Annotated in this window: 16 protein-coding genes and 1 tRNA gene; 11 read left to right on the top strand and 6 right to left on the bottom strand. The window is 38.5% G+C overall.

From position 1 onward, the window contains the following. Nucleotides 1-37 precede the first annotated feature (37 nt). The 3 genes from CRN91_RS01390 to dnaA all read right to left on the bottom strand — a co-directional run bounded on the left by CRN91_RS01390 (nucleotide 38) and on the right by dnaA (nucleotide 3,755). The gene (locus CRN91_RS01390) at nucleotides 38-1,126 is read right to left on the bottom strand and encodes a DNA replication/repair protein RecF (protein WP_114114672.1); all 1,089 of its coding nucleotides are present in this window, start codon (nucleotides 1,124-1,126) and stop codon (nucleotides 38-40) included. A gap of 13 nt (nucleotides 1,127-1,139) precedes the next feature. Beyond that, the gene (gene dnaN, locus CRN91_RS01385) at nucleotides 1,140-2,243 is read right to left on the bottom strand and encodes a DNA polymerase III subunit beta (RefSeq protein ID WP_114114671.1); all 1,104 of its coding nucleotides are present in this window, start codon (nucleotides 2,241-2,243) and stop codon (nucleotides 1,140-1,142) included. Between the two features lie 198 nt (nucleotides 2,244-2,441). Further along, nucleotides 2,442-3,755 carry a chromosomal replication initiator protein DnaA gene (gene dnaA, locus CRN91_RS01380; protein WP_114114670.1) on the bottom strand — a complete coding sequence of 438 codons (1,314 nt, stop codon included), beginning with the start codon at nucleotides 3,753-3,755 and terminating at the stop codon, nucleotides 2,442-2,444. 177 nt (nucleotides 3,756-3,932) lie between these two features. On the opposite strand from dnaA, the gene CRN91_RS01375 reads away from it, so the two are divergent. From CRN91_RS01375 to CRN91_RS01350, 6 genes are all read left to right on the top strand, one after another. Continuing rightward, entirely contained in the window at nucleotides 3,933-6,002 is a 2,070-nt protein-coding gene (locus CRN91_RS01375) for an oxidoreductase (RefSeq protein WP_114114669.1), read from the top strand. A 94-nt stretch (nucleotides 6,003-6,096) separates the two neighbouring features. Then, complete coding sequence (gene tpiA, locus CRN91_RS01370) at nucleotides 6,097-6,843, top strand: triose-phosphate isomerase (protein WP_114114668.1); 747 nt, start codon at nucleotides 6,097-6,099, stop codon at nucleotides 6,841-6,843. 1 nt (nucleotide 6,844) lies between these two features. After that, a complete protein-coding gene (gene secG / locus CRN91_RS01365) occupies nucleotides 6,845-7,174 on the top strand; it encodes a preprotein translocase subunit SecG (RefSeq protein ID WP_114114667.1) in 330 nt (109 codons plus the stop codon). Between the two features lie 7 nt (nucleotides 7,175-7,181). After that, nucleotides 7,182-7,266: transfer RNA gene (locus CRN91_RS01360), tRNA-Leu, on the top strand. Nucleotides 7,267-7,327: 61 nt separating this feature from the next. Beyond that, nucleotides 7,328-8,236: a DMT family transporter gene (locus tag CRN91_RS01355; protein ID WP_114114666.1), complete on the top strand. Its 909-nt coding sequence runs from the start codon at nucleotides 7,328-7,330 to the stop codon at nucleotides 8,234-8,236. A gap of 166 nt (nucleotides 8,237-8,402) precedes the next feature. Then, on the top strand, nucleotides 8,403-10,874 hold the full coding sequence (locus CRN91_RS01350; protein ID WP_114116043.1) for an efflux RND transporter permease subunit: 2,472 nt from the start codon (nucleotides 8,403-8,405) through the stop codon (nucleotides 10,872-10,874). A gap of 125 nt (nucleotides 10,875-10,999) precedes the next feature. Here CRN91_RS01350 and CRN91_RS01345 read toward each other — a convergent pair whose 3' ends face one another. Continuing rightward, nucleotides 11,000-11,458 (bottom strand): MarR family transcriptional regulator, encoded by a 459-nt coding sequence (locus CRN91_RS01345; protein ID WP_114114665.1) that lies wholly within the window; start codon nucleotides 11,456-11,458, stop codon nucleotides 11,000-11,002. A 139-nt stretch (nucleotides 11,459-11,597) separates the two neighbouring features. On the opposite strand from CRN91_RS01345, the gene CRN91_RS01340 reads away from it, so the two are divergent. From CRN91_RS01340 to CRN91_RS01320, 5 genes are all read left to right on the top strand, one after another. Next, nucleotides 11,598-12,455 carry an alpha/beta fold hydrolase gene (locus CRN91_RS01340; RefSeq protein WP_114114664.1) on the top strand — a complete coding sequence of 286 codons (858 nt, stop codon included), beginning with the start codon at nucleotides 11,598-11,600 and terminating at the stop codon, nucleotides 12,453-12,455. Nucleotides 12,456-12,475: 20 nt separating this feature from the next. Then, nucleotides 12,476-14,071, top strand: coding sequence for an ABC transporter substrate-binding protein (locus CRN91_RS01335; protein WP_254424952.1), 1,596 nt, complete (start codon nucleotides 12,476-12,478; stop codon nucleotides 14,069-14,071). Between the two features lie 112 nt (nucleotides 14,072-14,183). Continuing rightward, nucleotides 14,184-15,161 (top strand): ABC transporter permease, encoded by a 978-nt coding sequence (locus CRN91_RS01330; RefSeq protein ID WP_114114662.1) that lies wholly within the window; start codon nucleotides 14,184-14,186, stop codon nucleotides 15,159-15,161. Further along, nucleotides 15,158-16,066, top strand: coding sequence for an ABC transporter permease (locus CRN91_RS01325; protein WP_114114661.1), 909 nt, complete (start codon nucleotides 15,158-15,160; stop codon nucleotides 16,064-16,066). The genes CRN91_RS01330 and CRN91_RS01325 overlap by 4 nt, the downstream gene beginning before the upstream one ends. Beyond that, the gene (locus CRN91_RS01320; protein WP_114114660.1) at nucleotides 16,063-17,757 is read left to right on the top strand and encodes a dipeptide ABC transporter ATP-binding protein; all 1,695 of its coding nucleotides are present in this window, start codon (nucleotides 16,063-16,065) and stop codon (nucleotides 17,755-17,757) included. The genes CRN91_RS01325 and CRN91_RS01320 overlap by 4 nt, the downstream gene beginning before the upstream one ends. Nucleotides 17,758-17,815: 58 nt before the next feature. On the opposite strand, the gene tsf is transcribed toward CRN91_RS01320, so the two are convergent. Further along, entirely contained in the window at nucleotides 17,816-18,697 is an 882-nt protein-coding gene (tsf, locus tag CRN91_RS01315) for a translation elongation factor Ts (protein ID WP_114114659.1), read from the bottom strand. Between the two features lie 32 nt (nucleotides 18,698-18,729). Beyond that, on the bottom strand, nucleotides 18,730-19,764 hold the full coding sequence (gene rpsB, locus CRN91_RS01310) for a 30S ribosomal protein S2 (RefSeq protein ID WP_114114658.1): 1,035 nt from the start codon (nucleotides 19,762-19,764) through the stop codon (nucleotides 18,730-18,732). Nucleotides 19,765-19,921 lie beyond the last annotated feature (157 nt).

Here is a 19,921-nt window from a genome sequence, read left to right as displayed (position 1 = left end):
TTTTTGTGTTTTCTTACAGTGCTTTCTTTCAAAAAGATCAGTGTTCCTTTCTTGTTATATGGCCATTATTTATTTCAAAAGTTGTTGCGTTTTTTTCATCAATAGAAATTAAAGTATTACCAATATCTGTTATAAATATTTGAACATCTAGGCCAACAAAAAAGTCGATAAGCAGATTAATTTTTTTTTGATCAAGCTCTGATGAAATGTCATCAATTAAAATAATTGGACTGTTGTTTTGTTCAACCAAAATTAAAACTTGGAGTATCCAGAAAACTATTGAAGCCGTTTTTTGCTCACCTCTTGAAAGAAAAACTTCGTCTTGTTTATTTAAAGAAAAATCTATGCTGGCCTTGTGAGGCCCATGGCTTAAATATTTTGTCTTAATATATAACGCTTTATTGTTAACAAGATGATCATAGACCTTCTCTTTTTCCAGACCATCTAGATCTTTTGTCCATCCTGACTGAAGCCTTAATTCAAATCTACTGTTTAAGTCCAGAAGCCCGCTTAGTTTTTTAAAATGGTTACTGTCGAGAATTTTTACAAGCTTATCAATATATTTTTTTCTTGCTATCGATATTTCAACAGACAGTGGTGCAATCTGTACAAACCAGTCTTCCAGGGCACTACTATTTTTTGAAAGCAAAATGTTTATATTTTTAAGGCCCTTGTTGTAGTCCCTATAAGTTTTTGAAATTTCAGTTTTTTCGTGATAAACACCCCAGTCTAGATAAGATCTCTTCAGCTTCGGGGTTCCACCAACTACAAAACCCCTATCTGGGGATATAATTTGGATTGGAAGGTGTTGAGTGAGCTTGCTATTTGTCGCAATTTTTTGATCATCTATTAATATAGAATTTGTAGTTTTTGATTTTTTAAGCACAACCTTTAAGCTGTCAACAAATGCACTTATTTGAATAAAATCTTCATTAAACGGAATCAACTCCCTTGTGTTTTTGGTTTTGAAAGACCTATTGTGGCTTAAATAATAAATTGACTCTATTAAATTTGTTTTACCCTGTCCATTTTCACCAAGAAATAGATTTATCTTTTTATTGGGCTCAAGGTACTGATCGTTTAAATTTCTGAATCGTAAAATATGTAGCTTTTCAATGCTCGCCATTAGAATGCGAACGTTATATTTTCATTGGCATAATTATATATTGATAACTTTCATCATCAGTAGCACTAATAAGGCAAGACTTGTTTTCTCCGCCAGGTATCACCATATTAATTTCCCTGGTTGTTAATTTTTCTAAGACTGAAATGAGGTAGTGAATATTAAAGGCTATTTCTAACTCTTTTTCTTGTTTGGTAACCTCAAGTTGCGTTTCAGCTCTTCCTCTTTCTGAGTGTGAGAAAATACTTAATTTGTCGTCTCTAAAAACAAGTTTAACGCCCTTTGTTCTTTCGTCTACAAATATAGACGCCTGCTGAAGGCTTGAGAGAAAATCGGTCCTATTAATAACAATAGTATTGCTAAAGTCGGTAGGCATCACTTGTTTGTAGTTTGGAAAATTACCATCAATTAACCGGCTAATTATTTTAGTATCTACGTCAATAAGTGAAAAGTAATTATCGGATAAATGTATTTCAGCATTACTTTGAGAGCTTTTGTTAAGAAGTTTTGTTAACTCTAAAACAGCTTTTCTAGGAAGAATTACAGTTTTTCTTTCCTCTAAATTATTGTCTTGTTTAACCTCTCCAATAGATAATCGGTGTCCATCAGTTGCAACAACTGTTAATGAATTTTGATCAAGCTCAAAAAATAAACCGTTTAAGTATGCCCTGATATCTTGGTTGCCCATAGAAAAACTTGTATTTTCAATTAGCTCTTTGAGCAGTTCTTGTTTTATGTTTATCACACTTGTATTCTGAGTCTTTGGAAGTGCAGGAAAGTCTAGATGATCAAATGTATTTAGTTCAAATGTATTCTTATTGGCATTTAGGTATATTTTCTTTTCTTCAATCTTGAACTTAATTAAAGTTTTTTCTGGCAGTTTTCTTACTATGTCAATTAAATCTTTTGCATATATTGTAAAGGTAACCTCGCTATCACTTTTAATCTTGCTTGAAGCGCTTATTTCTAGCTCCATATCTGTTGTAGTAAGCGTTAGTTTCTTTTCTTTTAGTTGAATTAAAACATGAGATAGAATTGGTAACGTTTGTTTTTTTTCGACAACACCAATCACTGTTTGTAATGGATCTAAAAGTTCTTCTACACTTAGTTCGGTATTCATATGCTTTCTTTAATTAATTATTATTATTATTAGTATGGCCTATTTCCGTTAACTATTCTCTATTTCTTAACAATATCAATAACTTATTATGTTTATATCTTGTTAGTATGCTATTTTAATTTCTTTAATAAGTTTTATTATTGTTCTAATTATAAGATGTTTTTAATGTTACTAACACCTCAACTTTTAACACGATGTTTATATGTTGGTTATTTTAATTTTTATGTTTTCAACATCGTTTCTTATTTCTTCATTTGTTTCCATAAGTTTATTAAGTTTCTCACAAGAATAAAGCACCGTGGAGTGATCTCTGTTTCCAAAGTTTTGGCCAATTTTTGCTAATGAAAGGGACGTAAGGCTGTGGCTTAAATACATTGCCATTTGTCTTGCTTTAACTAGGTGTTGTTTTCTGGAGTTAGAAACCAGATCTGAAACAGTAATACCATAATATTTACTTACAGTTTTCTGCACCTCATTTATCTCAATAAAAAGTTTTTTTGGCTTAATAAGATCTCCAAGCGCACCTTCAATGACATCTTTTGTTATAAAAGAGTGGTCAATCTTTGAGAAATCAACAAATGCCTTAAGTTTTAAAAGGGCTCCCTCCAGATCACGAACATTCGATACTACGTGGCTTGCAATAAAAAGCGCCATGTCTTCACTTAAATCAAGTGAAATTTTTGAGTTTTGAGATTTTTTTAAAAGTATAGCTGCACGCATCTCCAATTCGGGTGGAGAAAGCTGTAAATTAAGTCCTTGTGAAAATCTAGTTTTAAGCCTATTTTCTAGGTCTTTTATATTTTTTGGTGGCTGGTCACAAGTGAAAATAATTTGTTTTTTTGTGCTAAACAAAAAATTAAAAATATGAAAAAATTCTTCCTGAGACTTATCTTTCCCTGCAATTAAATGAATGTCATCAACTAACAATAAGTCTGCTGATTGATAAAAAAACTTAACACTTTCAATTGTATTATGTCTTAAGCTACTTGTAATATTTCTTACAAAGTCCATTAAAGGTACGTAGAGTATCTTTGCTTTTGGATTTTTCTTCAAAGCAAGGTGTCCTGCAGCTTGCATTAGGTGAGTTTTACCAAGACCAGATTCTCCATAAATAATAAAAGGGTTGTAAGGAGAGGCGCCTATTTTCTCTGCAATTTGCCTGCTGGCTAGAGCTGCCACTTGGTTTGCATTTCCTAGAACTAGGTTGTCAAATGTATACTCCGGAAATAAGGGAGTTGTTTGCTGTTTTTTTAAATCGACAGGTTTTTTGGTTTTGTCTTCAACACCAAAACTAACTTTAAGTTTTTTGTCAAAATCTGCAACGGCAAGAAGAACTGCAGACTCAATATTTTTATGATTATTAATATACTTAAGAGCTGATGCGCTCGGGGCAAAAAGATGAAGTGTTTCATTCCTTTCAACAGCCTTTAAGGGCTTTATCCAGACGCTGTACTCTCCTAGAGGAAGAGAGTTCTTAAGGGATTCTAAGCTACGCGCCCAGGTTTCAGACATACTAGTAAACACTAAAAATATAAATAATATAGTAATGATACATGCATATTACCAAGAGGTGTTTAAAGCATTTTGGAGAAAACAATATAAAATCCACTCAGGGAATTCAGGTTCTTTTAGAGGTTGCCAAACTATATAATTCATTTAAATTATTACGGAAAAAAAGGAAGCTGAGTAATGGAAAAATCTCCTTATGATATTTTATTTGAGCCAGTAAAAATCGGGCCTGTTGTTACAAAGAACCGTTTTTACCAAGTCCCACATTGTTGTGGAATGGGCCACTTGAGACCCCAAGCTCATGCAGCAATGCGAGGCGTTAAGGCAAAAGGAGGATGGGGTGTTGTCTCTACTGAGGAGGCAGAAATTCATCCTAGTTCTGATTTAGCACCATATGTTGAACAGAGGATTTGGGACAAAAGAGATATCCCAGCACTGCGATTAATGACAGAGGCTGTTCATGAACATGGAGCTTTGGCCGCAATTGAGTTAACGCATAGTGGACATAATGCTATAAATCTTTACTCAAGAATTCCAACGATGTCTGCAGTCGATCACCCAATTAATTTTCTGTATCCAAAACAAGCAAGAAAAATGAGCAAAAAAGATATTGCTAACTTTAGAATGTGGCATCGAAATGCGGCGCTTAATGCAAAAGAGGCGGGCTTTGACATTGTTTATGTTTATGCTGGACATGGAATGTCAGTTGCACAACAATTTATTCTACCAAATATGAATACACGTTCTGATGAATATGGAGGTAGCCTGGAGAATCGTATCCGATTGACAAGAGAGCTTCTTGAAGAAACTGTAGAAGCTATTGGAGACAGTTGTGGCGTTGCTTTTCGTTTTGCAGTTGATGAGTTAAAGGGTAAGGATGGTATGCAATTCCAGGAAGAAGGAAAGGCTGTCGTTGAGCTTCTTGCTGAACACCCTGATTTATGGGATGTTAATGTTTCAGATTGGGCAAATGATTCAAAAACATCAAGGTTTGAGCCAAATGAAGGCTATCAATTGCCTTATGTTGAGTTCGTAAAGGGCTTAACCTCTAAGCCAGTTGTTGGGGTGGGCAGACTCACCTCTCCAGACTTAATGGCCTCTCTTGTAAAAAAAGGAACGTTAGACCTTATTGGTGCTGCAAGACCCTCAATAGCAGACCCTTATCTTCCAAACAAAATTAAAAATGCACAAATTGACCAAATAAAGGAGTGTATAGGTTGTAATATTTGTGTATCGAGTGATAATTTTTCCGTTCCAATTCGATGTACTCAAAACCCAACTATGGGAGAAGAATGGAGGAGAGGTTGGGATCCAGAAACAACAAAACCAAAGATAAGCGAACAACAAGCTTTAGTAATTGGTTCTGGACCAGCAGGCCTAGAATGCAGCGTGCAGCTAGCTCGACGCGGTTATCAAGTAATCCTAGCAGAGTCTAAAAAGCAGCTTGGTGGGAGAGTTCTTTTTGAGTCTAGCCTTAAAGGGTTGTCTGCATGGAAGCGGGTTGTTGATAACAGACTTTATGAAATACAACAAAATAATAATATAGAACTTTATAAAGATAGCGAGCTTTCCCTTGCCCATATAAACGAGCTCGGAATTGAAAATATATTTTTAGCAACTGGCTCAAGCTGGCGGACTGATGGTGTTGGAAGAAGCACCAGAGCCCCAATTAATGGGCTTGATAAAATTAATGTTTTGTCACCAGATGATGCTATCAAAGACATTGATGCGCTTAAGGGGCCAATTGTTATTTATGATGATGAGCAAGGATACCTGGCTGGAGTTGTTGCTGACCATTTAAGTGCAGAAGGGGTAAAAGTCAACTTTGTTACTCCTGCCAGCATGGTTTCGCCGTGGACAGACTCCACCCTTGAGCAAGCAAGAGTTCAAAGAGCACTTTTGACACAAGGTGTTGAAGTAATTTGTAATAAAAGTATTGTAGGTGGAGAAGGCTATAACCTTATTGCCCAATGTGTTTTTACTGGAAGCAAAACAACTATTGCTTGTAAAACCATCATTATGGTTACAGAGAGAATTCCTAATTGTGGTTTGTATGATAAATTGATCGAGCAAGAAGAAGCGCTTGGTGAAAATTCAAAAAAACACATAAAATTAATTGGTGATGCAGAGGCGCCTGGACTTATTGCTGATGCTATTTTTTCTGGCCACCTTGCTGCAGAAAATTTTGAAGCACCTGCTGAGGAAATAGAGAAAGCTATATATATGCGTGAAATGCCAAGTCTTAAATAATTCTCGCATAAGAAAGCGCTAGAAAGGCCTCTGCAAATTGATTTTATGTTTATTTTAGAGTATCATTGCCCTCTTTTTGGTAAGTGTAAAAAGGATGCGTAAAACGATTGTAGCAGGCAACTGGAAAATGAATGCAAGCAAAGACTCAGTTGATAATCTAATAAAGGATCTTTTGACTGGGATGGATGGTATTACTAGTGAAGTCTTGGTCTGTGCGCCTTTTCCATATTTAGCCCAGGTTGAGCTTTTGATTCAAGGAAGCAAGGTTATGTTAGGAGCACAAAACCTTAATACAAATGCATCTGGAGCATATACTGGCGAGGTTAGTGCAGATATGATCAAAGACTTCGGAGCTCGACATGTTATAGTTGGCCATTCAGAAAGACGAAGCCTATATGGTGAGACAAGCGCCATGGTTGCTGAAAAAACTAAGGCAGCACTTAATGCGGGTTTGACACCACTCTTATGCATTGGTGAGTCCATTGAACAAAGAGATTCTGGTAATACAGAAGCGGTTATCGAAAAACAGTTGAGCGCAGTAATTGAGTTAGTTGGCATAGAGGCTTTCAACCAAATTATTATTGCATATGAGCCAGTATGGGCAATTGGAACAGGTGTGACGGCCACTCCAGAACAAGCTCAAGAGGCTCATTTATTTATCCGAAGCTTATTAGCAAAGAATGACGAAAGTGTCGCACAAAAAACACCAATACTTTATGGTGGCAGCATGAATGCTAGCAATGCTAGTGAGTTAATCTCTTGTGCTGACATTGATGGTGGACTGATTGGCGGTGCTGCTCTTAAGGCAGAAGATTTTTTACAAATTTGTAAGGTAGGTTAATATGACGTTTCAAATAATTTTAGTAATTCATGTTTTAATAGCTCTAGGTTTGGTTGGCTTGATTTTGATCCAACATGGTAAGGGAGCGGATGCAGGAGCGGCCTTTGGTTCTGGCGCAGCGGGCTCTGTCTTTGGTGCACGAGGTGCGCACTCTTTTTTATACAAACTAACAGCGGCTTTGGCCATAGCTTTTTTTGTAACAAGTATTAGTCTTGCTTATTTTGCAACCAGTGAGAGAGCTGCTTCAGATCCTGGGCAAAGCATTATGACACAAGAGCTTCCAAATGATGAGGGCCTAGGTTCAGATTCAAGCGAAATACCTAGTAGTTAAGAAAAAAGCCGTCGTGGTGAAATTGGTAGACACGCAGCCTTGAGGGGGCTGTAGCGCAAGCTGTGACGGTTCGACTCCGTCCGACGGCACCAAATTAATATATCTTGCTCTGCTGGTGTTGTACAATCGACACAGTTTCTTTGAGCTAACCTAATGAATCTTTCTAATAAAACTGTACTAAAAGGAATTGGTCTTATGCTTCTGGCAATGAGTACTGTGCCTTTTTTAGATATTTTTGCCAAACTTTTGAGCGAAGATTATTCAGTTATGCAGGTTACATGGACAAGATTTTTCTTCCATGCATTTTGGCTGCTTCCAATAATTTTTTGGCAGAAGGTTAGCATCAAAACCCTGCCAGAAAATCCTGGTCTCCAGTTTTTAAGAGGGGTAATGTTGACAATGGCAACACTATTCTTTTTTGCTGCAATTAAAGACAATCCTATTCCTAATGCACTGACACTTCTTTTTATTTCTCCATTTATTGTCGCTATTCTTTCACCATTTATATTGGGCGAGCGCTTTGACTTTTATATAGGAATCGGTGTTGTTATTGGATTTATGGGGGTTATAGTTGTGCTGCAACCAAACAGTGATGAGTTTCAGCCTAGTTTACTATTTGCTATTGTTGCAGGCGTCTGCTACGGGCTTTATATAATCCTTACAAAAAAGTTGTCATTTCGGGCGCCACCAGTACTTACGCTGTTTTACTCTGCAATGGTGGGCCTTCTTATATTGACGCCCCTAGTAATTCCATCATGGAAGGCGCCAGACCTAAGTGGAGTTTTGTTGGGGGCTGCAATGGGGTTTTCTGCAGCAGCGTCTCATTTTATGATAATAAAAGCTTTTGAATTTGCTAGTGCTTCTGAGCTTAGCCCATTTAATTATTTTGAAATTGTGGGAGCTATCTTATTAAGTTATTTGGTATTTGGTTTTATTCCAAACTTTCAAGCAATACTTGGCCTGGTTATTATTATTGGAAGTGGTCTTTACGTTTCTTGGAGGGTTATGAAAAAAAATCAAGACCAAGACAACCACCAAGACAATATTATAGAGCCATTGTAATTTTATTTAATCTAGCCATTTCTAAGTTTATAAACACAAGAAAGCCATTATTTTTTTGGTGGATTTTTACGTGAAAAAAACTGATTAATTACCATATAATAATTTGGCTTTAATTTCATTATTAAAGCCCATATATACTCTTCAAATTATAAATAAAAATTTTAAAATGAACTGGCGAATTAAAGCAGAAACTAAAATTGAGTCCTTCTCAGATTGGCTCTTTGAAAACTCAAATAAAACAATTCTTGTTGTCGTTCTTTTTGTAATTGCTATTGGATCGCAGCTTCCCTTTCTTAAGATAGATACAACTACAGAAGGCTTCTTACATAAGACAGACCCAATGCGAGTCGAATATGACTTGTTTAGGGATCAGTTTGGCAGGGATGAGAAGCTAATGATAGCAGTCAAAACTAAGAATATTTTTGATAAAGGATTTCTTAAAAAGCTTGATAGTTTTCATAGCACCCTAGAGAACGAACTTCCTAATATTAAAGGGGTTGATTCTTTAATAAATGCCAGAAATACATATGGGGTTGAGGGAGAGCTCATTGTTGAGCCCTTGATCATTAGTCTGCCTGAAACTGATGAAGAGTTATCGCAACTTAAAAAAACAGTCTCTAATAACAGTCTTTATGAAAACTCTTTGTATAGTGAAGATTTCACAATGACCACTGTCACTATTGATACACAGACCTATTCAAATGTAATTCTAAACAGTGAGCCAATTAGTCTTGGTTTTGATGATGGCCTAGAGTTTGATGATGGCCTAGAGTTTGATGATGGCCTAGAGTTTGATGATGGCCTAGAGTTTGATGATAATTCGGAAGGCGGTCAGCGAGTGTATCTAACTGATGCCGAAAATGACGAAATAATTCTAAAAACACAACAAATAATGGAGCGTTTTGATAGTGATGAATTCGAAATATATTTGTCAGGTTCTGCCGCTATAGCTGGTATTTTTAAGCAAGCACTATTGAATGACTCTGTAGTTTTTATCAGCCTAATGATGGTAGTTATTATGGTTGTTTTATTCGCCCTATTTAGAAGAGTATCAGGTGTAATATTGCCCCTAACCTGCGTGTTTTTGACTTTGCTGACGACAGTTTCTATGATGTCTATTTTTTCTGCACCCTTTACCATGGCAACTCAAATTATGCCAACATTTTTATTGGCTGTTGTAACCAGTGCATCGATACATTTATTAGCGGTTTTTTATAAAGACTTTTCTAAAACAAAAGATAAAAAAAGCTCATTAAGATACGCAATGGGACATTCTGGTTTAGCAATCATCATGACCTCTCTTACAACAGCTGTTGGGCTTTGGTCGTTTTCATTTTCTGGCGTAGCGCCAGTTGCTGATCTTGGTATTTTTGCAAGTAGTGGGGTAATGATTGGCTTGCTATTTACCCTTGTTCTTCTTCCAGCACTTATTTCATCAACAAACTTTGCTCACATAAAGAAAAAGAAAGATGTTGAGGGATACACCTTAATGGACAGGTCTTTACTGGGCATAAGTCGTGTTGCTACTGGTCGACCAAAGACCATAGTGGCAATTAGCTCAGTATTAATAATCTGTGCGGCAATAGTTGCAAGCCAGATAAAGTTTTCTCACTTCCCCCTTGAATGGCTTCCTGAAGATAACTTTGCAAGAATTGCAACAGAAGCAGTTGACGAAAACCTCAAGGGATCACTTACCCTGGAAGTAATTGTTGATACAGGCAAAATAAATGGATTATATAATCCTGAGCTTTTGAGAGTTATTGAAGATGTATCTGAAAATATAAATACAGTAAGTACTGGCAATATGTTTGTTGGAAAGGTCTTCAGTTACATTGATGTTATTAAAGAGACAAACAGGGCTTTAAATGAAAATCAAGAGGCTTTCTATGTCATTCCAGACGACCCAGACCTTATTGCTCAGGAATTTCTACTGTTTGAGAGTAGTGGTAATAATGATCTTGCTAGCTTAGTTGATGCCAACTACTCTAAAGCACGACTAACCTTGAAAACGCCATTTATAGATGCCCTTGAAGCTAATATTTTTATAGATGATGCACAAATATACCTTGATCAAAAGTTTGGAAATCTTGCTCAAGTTTCCTTCACTGGTATTGGAACTCTTATGACTGTGACCTTTGAGGAGGCAATATACAGCAGTGCAACAAGCTATGTGCTGGCATTTTCACTTATTACAGTTCTGATGGTGTTATTAATTGGCAATTTGAAAATTGGCCTTATAAGTATGATTCCAAACCTATTGCCAATTATTTTTCTATCAACAATCATGGTTATCTTTAAGATGCCACTGGACATGTTTACTCTTTTAATTGGGGCAATTGCGCTAGGACTAGCTGTTGATGATACGGTGCATTTTATGCATAATTTTAGAAGATATGAGCTGCAGTTTAACGATGTTGATAAAGCCGTAAGACTTACTCTAATGGGAACAGGAAGGGCAATTACACTTACATCAATCGTGCTTGCACTTGGATTTCTTGTGCTTACTTTCTCAGAGATGAATAATATGTTTGATTTTGGCGTGTTAACTGCTAGCGCAATTTTGGTTGCTCTCTTGGCTGATTTTTTCCTTATGCCTGCAATAATGAAGCTTATTATTAAGGAAAAAGAAAGCACCTAGCTATGACTCTGTGAAGTGCTTCTTACTAAGAAGTAATAGCTGTAAAAGAAGCTTTCCTTTCTATTTAACAATATTTTTGCTTCAATTACAGTACAAAGAGAAAAATCAAATAAAAGTAAAAAAAATTACATATTTTTCTTTGATGACTTTGCTTCGAACTCACGAGTCAGAATTAGCGTTTGAGCAAGATTCAATAAGTTAGAAAACTCAGGGTTTACAAGAAGTGCATTACAATAGTTGCTCCAAGATTCCAACATTGGTTTGGTTGGACGAAAGTCATTTCGACGGCGATCATTTATACTAGAAACTTCTTCAAGATAACCAAGACTTAATGCTTCATATACTGTTGAATTTACTGTTGGACGGCTAAATTCAGATACTTTTAAGAGGTCTGATATTGTAAAGCTACCTTTAGAAAAATAAAAATTCATCATGTAACGACGAAGCTCAAATGCAGTGAAGCTAGTATTGAAGAATCTGCGTACTTGGCCTGGTCCATGTTCACGCCTATACAATTGTCTAGAGCTTTCATAAGAAGCCTGCGCTGAGCAGAAGTGGTCGAATATTTCTTCAGATTTAGACATAAGAAGCCTCAATATTATATAAAAATAATTACATTTTATTATTAAAACGTGTATAAAACGTTCTTAATACTTATTATAAGAGTTAAAAAATATATATGACGATCTTTCATAAATTCCAATTTGGTAGAGGCTCATTCGAATGTTAAGTTTGCCAGAGCTAGAGTACTTTTCATACAAGGATGGTCGACTTGCATATCGTGAAAAAGGGGTTGGCCCTGCTTTATTTTTGCTGCATGGCATGAATGGTAGTAGCAAGAGTTGGACTTATTTGTTTCAGTCCCTAGCAACTTCTTTCCGTGTTGTTGCATGGGATGCACCAAGTTTTGGCGCATCTAATACTTTTGGCGACAGCATAGAAGATTATAAAAATGCAGCTAAAGCTCTGATGAACAATCTAGAGCTCAGAGATGCAGTAGTAGTAGGCCATTCAATGGGTGGTGTGGTAGCTTTAAACTTAGCCGCAGATCAAGATGCTTTAATTGCTGGTCTAATTCTTTCTTCAACCCATCTTGGATTTGGACAACCTAAAGGTAATCCACTTATTCCGCGTTACGCTCATCGTATTGAGCGTATGAACTCAGTGGGCGTGGATATCGACTATGGCATCAATCGTGCAAAGGGCATGACTCCTCAAGATACATCTGATAGCGTTATCCATTTTCTGGCTGAAATTGCCATGGGCTCAAGGATTGAAGGGGCCCGTGATGGAGGTCGAATGAGCCAAGAGACTAACAATGCGGATATTTGCTCGCAAGTAAGTGTCCCAGTTCTTATCTTGTCAGGTGAAAAAGATACTGTCATCTCAAATGAAATGCATATGGATCTTGTTGCTGCTCTGCCTGAAGCTAAGCAACACGTATTCCCCAACACTGGCCACGCCTCATACGCAGAATATCCTCACCTCTTCAATGATCATGTCAAAGATTTCGCAATGAAAGTCTGGCCTGGTGATAGAAACAAAACAATCAAAACATCTATAAAAGGAGTAAGACTATGAAAATTATAAGGAGTAAAACTATGAAAATATCGATATTAAAGCCTATTTTTATGACTATCTTGGCTTGTAGTCTTGGATTTTGGGGGGGTTCCGCCTCTGCAGAAAATCTCAAAGTAGCACTTGCAGCTGAACCTACATCTATGGACCCACATTATCAGAACCTGACAATAAATAACTCATTTGCCACACAGGTCTATAACGCTCTAGTCCTACAGGACGTTAACCAGAATTTGATCCCTGGCCTTGCGACATCTTGGGAGCCAATTGACAGTAATACTTGGGAGTTCAAGCTGCGTGCTGGTGTAAAGTTTCACAATGGTTCGACATTTAGCGCTGAAGACGTTGTGGCATCAATGCAACGTGCGGCAAATGTGCCTAATAGCCCATCCAGTTTTGCGACCTTTATCAAAGGCAAGAGCTTTGAAGTTGTTGATGACTTGACCTTGCATATCTCGACTGAGAAACCTAACCCCTTCATACCGAATGACATGTCGCGAGTTTCTATTATTGACTCAGCTTTTGTAGATGCAACTACCGAAGATTTCAATACTGGCGTTGCTTCTTTTGGAACAGGACCATTCACTCTTACCAAATGGCTGCCGGGAGACTTGCTCGAGATTAAGCGTAATGATAGCTATTGGGGTAATGCAGTGGAATGGGATAATATCATCATTCGTACTATCGGCGATGGAACAACTCGGACAGCGGCGCTTATAACAGGAGATGTAGATTTTATTGAGCGAGTATCGCCATCTGATCTACCAAACCTAGAAAGCCGGGAGGGAATTTCAGTCTTTAAATCAGTTTCTAACCGTCTGCTGTATTTAACGCTTCATATGACTGATAATCCTATTAAACCTTTTGTTACAGATAACAATGGAAACCCGATTACATCACCTTTCCAGGATATTAACATGCGCAAAGCGGTATCACTGGCGATAAATCGACAGGCTATCGCAGACCGTGTAATGGATGGGCTGTCCTCACCAGCAGGTCAGTTTTCGCCAGAAGGTTACATTGGATATTCGAATAATTTACAAGCGGATGCCTATGATCCGGAACGCGCAAAAGAGTTAATAGCTGCAGCAGGCTATGCGGATGGTTTTAAATTGACTATTCATGGCCCAGCTGGTCGCTATACAAACGATACACGCATACTAGAAGCCATCGCGCAGATGCTATCGCGTGTTGGTATCGATACGAGTGTAGAGACTATGCCCGCCTCTGTCTTTTTCAAGCGCTTTGCAAGTGGCGGAGTGGATAAAAAACCAGAGTTCACCGCTGCTGTATCAGGTTATGCCAATGGCTCTGGTGAACCATCACATCCTCTGCGGATATTCATTCATACAAAACAGAAAGAACGTGGTTATGGACCTGGAAACCGAAATGGGTATAGTAATGTTGATGTTGACAAGTTAATCGAAGATGGCCGGTCCTCAATGGATATTGCTAAAGGAGAAAAAGCCTTCATAGCGGCAACTGATATTGCGATGCAGGAATATGCTCTTGTTCCCATACATCATGAGATTGCCACTTGGGCAGCACGTGAGGGAATCACATATGAGCTTGGAGCATTAGATAGTACCTTTCTACACTTCATTCGATCGCAAGAATAAAATAAGGATGGCTCGCTTCGCATTTGTTGCGGGCCAACCAACGAAAGTATTTGTATAAAATAAGAATGGCCCGCTGCGCATTTGTTGAGGGCTAACCAATGGGAGTTTTCCAATGTTAACCTTTGCTATTAAACGTATTATGCAAAGTGTAGTCGTCCTATTTGTAATGTCTCTGATTGTATTTTCTATGGTCAATTTGATAGGCGACCCAGTTGATATGCTAGTCAACCCTGAAAGCCTACCTGAGGAAATTGACAGAGTTCGCCAAGACTTCGGCCTTGATCAACCAGTTCACATCCAATACTGGAAGTTTCTTGCAGGCGCGATGTCGGGAGACTTGGGAAATTCATTTATTTTCGGAAGACCTGCTTTGACTCTTATAATTGAACGTTTTCCTGCAACTCTTGAGCTTGCAACATCCGCACTCATTATTGCTATAATTGTGGGCCTTCCTTTGGGAATTTATGCTGGCTTAAACCCAGATGGATGGGGCGCACGCATCATTATGGGGGGCTCGGTATTAGGTATTTCCATCCCAACCTTCTGGCTCGGTTTGATGATGATAATAGTCTTCTCGGTCTTGTTAGGATGGCTACCAGTATCTGGTCGAGGTGAGACTGCCAATTTTCTAGGTATCGAAAGTAGTATATTTACGCTTGATGGTTTACGACATCTTATTATGCCTGCCTTTAATCTAGCACTTTTCAAGATTTCGGTAGTTATCCGCTTGGCGCGGGCTGGGGTAGAGGAGGTTATGGCGCTTGATTTCATCAAATTCGCTCGCGCAAGAGGGCTTTCGTCTCAACGCATAGTGCGCTCTCATCTTCTGCCTAATATTCTTATTCCAATAATCACTGTCTTAGCGATTGAGTTTGGTACCCTTATTGCTTTTGCAACTGTGACAGAATCAGTTTTTGCATGGCCCGGCCTTGGTAAACTCGTAATCGATGCTATTGTAAACCTAGACCGTCCTATCGTTGTTGCTTATTTACTGTTTGTAGTAACTTTGTTTTTAGTTCTAAATCTGATTGTGGACATAATTTATGCAGCACTTGATCCACGGGTACGTTTTCAGGGAGATGTTCTATGAAAAAGATACAGGCTACTCCTATGATAAAAAAAAATAACAGAAAATTTACAAATGTGATACTCAAAAACCTTTCACAGCCTGCAACTCTAGTTTCAGGTATTCTACTTTTATTAATTGCGTTATGCGCAATATTTGCACCACTCATTGCTCCAACTAATCCCTATGATCTGGCTGTTGTGAGCATTATGGATGGTAGGCTTGCGCCTGGTGAAACAATGTTTGATGGCACCGTTGCTTGGCTTGGCACAGATGGTGCGGGGCGAGATGTTTTAAGCGCTATTATCTATGGTCTGCGAACTAGTCTTACCGTTGCAGTGTGCAGCGCACTTATTGCCTTGACTATTGGACTATTAGTTGGAATGACCGCAGCTTTCTTTGGTGGGCGAGTAGATGCATTTTTAATGAGGATTGTTGATATTCAGTTGTCCTTTCCAGCTATTTTAGTCGCTCTTGTTCTATTAGCTTTGTTAGGAAAAGGTATTGATAAAGTTATAATTGCCCTCGCTATAGTCCAGTGGGCAATCTACGCTCGCACTGTTCGTGCTTCTGCGATAGTTGAACGTCGCAAAGAATATATAGAGGCTGCTAACTGCTTAGGGCTTAGTAGCTTCCGCATCATCTGGAAACATCTTTTACCTAATAGCATCTCACCGCTAATCGTGTTGGCGACTTTGCAAACAGCCCACTCTATTTCAATCGAAGCGACGCTCAGCTTCTTAGGCGTCGGGGTCCCTATAACAGAGCCTTCGCTAGGCTCATTAATTGCAAATGGCTTTGATTACATTTTATCAGGCGCATACTGGATCACCTTCTTTCCTGGCATTATGCTGCTGGCAACAGTAGCTGCTATTAATATCTTTGGAGATCATTTGAGGGTGCTTCTAAATCCAAGGCTTTCTAAATGATTAATAGGGCCAAGCTTTTAGAGATTAATGGGCTTGATGTAAGCTTTTCCAGTAGCCAAGAAACCATTTATGCTGTTCGTGATGTATCCATTACGCTTAATCCTGGCGAAGTTTTAGGGATTGTGGGTGAAAGTGGTGCTGGCAAATCTACCATTGGGAATGCAATTATTAATCTTATAGAACCGCCAGGAAAAATTATAAATGGTGAAATTTTATTTCAAGATCTAAACCTCAGGAATCTAAATGATCAGGAAATGCTCAATATCCGAGGTCATAAGATTGGAATGATTTTTCAGGACCCTCAGACCTCCCTCAATCCTCTAATGACAATAGGTGCGCAGCTCCTAGAAACAATCAACACGACAAAAAAACTTTTCGGTAAAGAAGCGCAGGAAAAATCAATTGAACTTCTTCAATCTGTAGGCATTGAGCAGCCTGAGACTCGAATGAAATCCTATCCACATCAGTTTTCTGGAGGTATGCGTCAGCGCGTTGTTATAGCTTTGGCACTTGCAGGAGATCCTGATCTCATAATTGCAGATGAACCGACTACTGCTCTTGATGTCTCTACTCAAGCTCAAATTCTTGATCTTATAAAGGCTATTTGCAGAAAACGAAAGCTTGGGGTAATAATCATAACGCATGACATTGGCGTGATTTCTAATATAGCACACCGCGTTGCAGTTATGTTTAACGGATCTGTCGTTGAGACTGGTGATGTAAAAAAAATTCTAAGTTCTCCAGACCATGAATATACAAAAAGTCTTATTGCAGCTGTGCCAAGTGGAAAAGTTAAGGTTGACCGGTTTACATCAATTGACTATATTGAAGGAGGCGCCAAGACACAAAAACGAATTGATGTTAAAGAACATTGGTTGGGAGAGAGGCTGGTTGATACAAAATCAGAAATAGCAATTTCTGTTGAAGATCTTAATAAGGAATTTGTTCTTAAAAAGGCTATGTTTAAAAGAAATCGCTCAAACCTTCATGCTGTTAAAGATGTTTCTTTTTCGATCAAGACAGGAGAGACATTTGGACTTGTTGGAGAGTCTGGTTCCGGCAAAAGTACAGTTGCAAGACTTATTGCAGGTTTGCTCCACATTGATAAAGGTACCGTGAAGCTTTTTGATAAAGACGTCACAAACAACTTTAAAGGTATGGAGGCTGTTGCTGCCCAACGCAGCTTGCAAATGATATTTCAGGATCCTTTCTCTTCTTTGAATGCAAGGATGTCAGTAGAAGACATTGTTGCAGAACCCATTCATTACTATAAAACAGCTACCTCTAATCGTCAAGTGAAACAAATTGTACGTGACCTTTTAGATCATGTTGGCTTAGGTACAAATGCCATGATTAAGTATCCTCATGAATTCTCTGGAGGTCAGCGGCAGAGGATTTCAATTGCACGAGCCCTTGCCTCTCGACCCAAAATTCTAATTTGTGATGAACCTACCTCTGCGCTTGATGTATCGGTGCAAGCGCATATTTTGAACCTGCTAAAAGATCTCCAAGATGAGCTGAACCTCACAATGCTTTTTATATCCCACGACTTACCAGTAATTCACCAAATGTGTGATCGTGTCGCTGTTATGCGCCAAGGTTCAATTTGCGAAATAGCTACAACCAATGATTTGTTTAATGCTCCAAATCATACCTACTCTAAACACCTAATTAAACTTATGCCCGCTTAAGGGCTTATATAGCTATAAAAAAAGGCACCAATGGTGCCTTTTGTTGTGTGCATAGTAATTAGCTTCCTTGGGCCTGAGCCATAACCTCTTCAACAAAGTTATCCTCTTTCTTTTCTATGCCCTCACCAACTTCATAGCGAACAAATGACTCAACCTCTGAGCTTTTAGACTTAACAAGAGCTCCAACTGTCATATCAGGATCTTTAACAAAAGACTGGCCATAAAGCGTAACTTCATTAACAAACTTTTTCATCCTGCCAACAATCATTTTTTCAATAATATCATCTGGCTTTCCACTTTCTTTTGCTTGCTCAATAAAAATAGCCTTCTCCCTCTCAAGCAGGTCTGCTGAAAGCTCATCTTCACTTACACATTCTGGTTTAGAGGCGGCAATATGCATTGCAATGTCTTTTGCTAGATCTTCATCAGAACCAGTTAAAACGGTAAGAACCGCAATACGATCACCGTGCTTGTAAGCACCCAAAACACCCTTTCCAGAGTTGATACTTTGAACCCTTCTTACTGATATATTTTCACCAATCTTAGCAATTATTCCTTCTCTAGCCTGATCAACAGTTTCACCTGAGTCTAAAGTTTGTGTTAAAAACTCCTCTACAGAGGCGGGCTTATTTTTTAACGCAAGCGCCCCGAGCTCATTAACAAAATCGATAAAGGCAGAGCCCTTAGTAACAAAGTCTGTTTCAGAATTAACTTCAAGGATAACTGCGTCTCTATTATCATCACTAGTTGTAACATTGACAAGGCCTTCTGAAGCTACTCGCCCCGCCTTTTTGGCTGCTTTTGCAGCACCTGAGGCTCGCATAAGATCTATGGCTGCTTCAAGATCAGCATTAGTTTCTACCAATGCCTTCTTGCAGTCCATCATTCCTGCACCAGTTCTTTCTCGTAATTCTTTGACTAAAGCGGCCGTAATTGCCATAATCTATCTCCTCTTATTGCGCTCTATATTGTTTATTTAGTATCAGCTTTCTTTGCAGCTGGTTTCTTTGCCGCAGGCTTCGTTGCAGCAGGCTTCTTTGCAGCAGGTTTTTTAGTATCAGCTTTCTTTGCAGCTGGTTTCTTTGCAGCAGCTTTCTTTGCAGCTGGTTTCTTTGCCGCAGGTTTCTTTGCCGCAGGCTCCTTAGTCTCAACAGGCTCTTTGGCTTCAGCGCCCACTTTTTGACTAGCAGGTTGCTTAGTATCATCATCTGCCTCTGCTTTGGAAGCCTCATCAGGCACCAAAGTAACATCCTCTGTTTTTTTAGCTACAGGCTTCTTTGCAGTCACGTCTTGTTTAGCATTTTTTTCAGAAGCTTTTGGCGTTGGCATTGAAGCTTTAGCTTCAAGGACTGCATTAGCAATCTCTCGAGCATAATAGCTAATAGCCCGAATTGAATCATCATTACCAGCTATGACATAGTCTATGCCTTCTGGGTTATGATTTGAATCAACAACACCAATAATTGGTAAGCGAAGTGTTTGAGCTTCTCTAACAGCATTTTTCTCATGTCCGATATCAACAACAAAAACAACATCAGGAATACTTCCCAAGTCCTTAATACCACCAAGACTTCTCTCAAGCTTTTCCATTTCACGACTCATCAGAAGGGCTTCTTTTTTTGTAAACTGAGAAAAGTTTTCTTCAGCTAAAAACTCAAGATCCTTAAGTCGTTTAATCGACGCTTTAATGGTCTTATAATTTGTCATCATGCCACCTAGCCAACGATGATTAACATAAGGCATACCGCAGCGGATCGCCTCTTCTTTAATAATATTACTAGCAGCCCTTTTTGTTCCAACAAAAAGAATTGATCCACCTTGCGCAGCAGTTTTGCTCGCAAAATTAAGCACATCGTTCATCTGTGGTAGGGTTTTTTCTAGGTTAATTATGTGAACACCATTACGTGTTCCATAGATAAATGGCTCCATTTTTGGATGCCAAAAACGAGAACGGTGACCAAAATGAACACCAGCCTCTAACATTTTTTTCATTGACGCTTTCGCCATAAAACTTCTCCTTGGGTTAAGACTTCCACGTCGCCTAACAATCAACCCCTCATGAAGGGCACCCTGACTGTTATTGGGGCTCCGTGTGATACATTAAATTACTTGCTGAATAGTTGTTCAGCAAATCCTGTTCCATACTTAATTTCTGGAAGCCGGT

Source organism: Candidatus Thioglobus sp. NP1 (genome assembly GCF_003326015.1).
GTDB lineage: Bacteria > Pseudomonadota > Gammaproteobacteria > PS1 > Pseudothioglobaceae > Pseudothioglobus > Pseudothioglobus singularis_A.
Note: the sequence above shows the minus strand (reverse complement) of the source record. Positions and strands in the feature narration are given on the sequence as shown.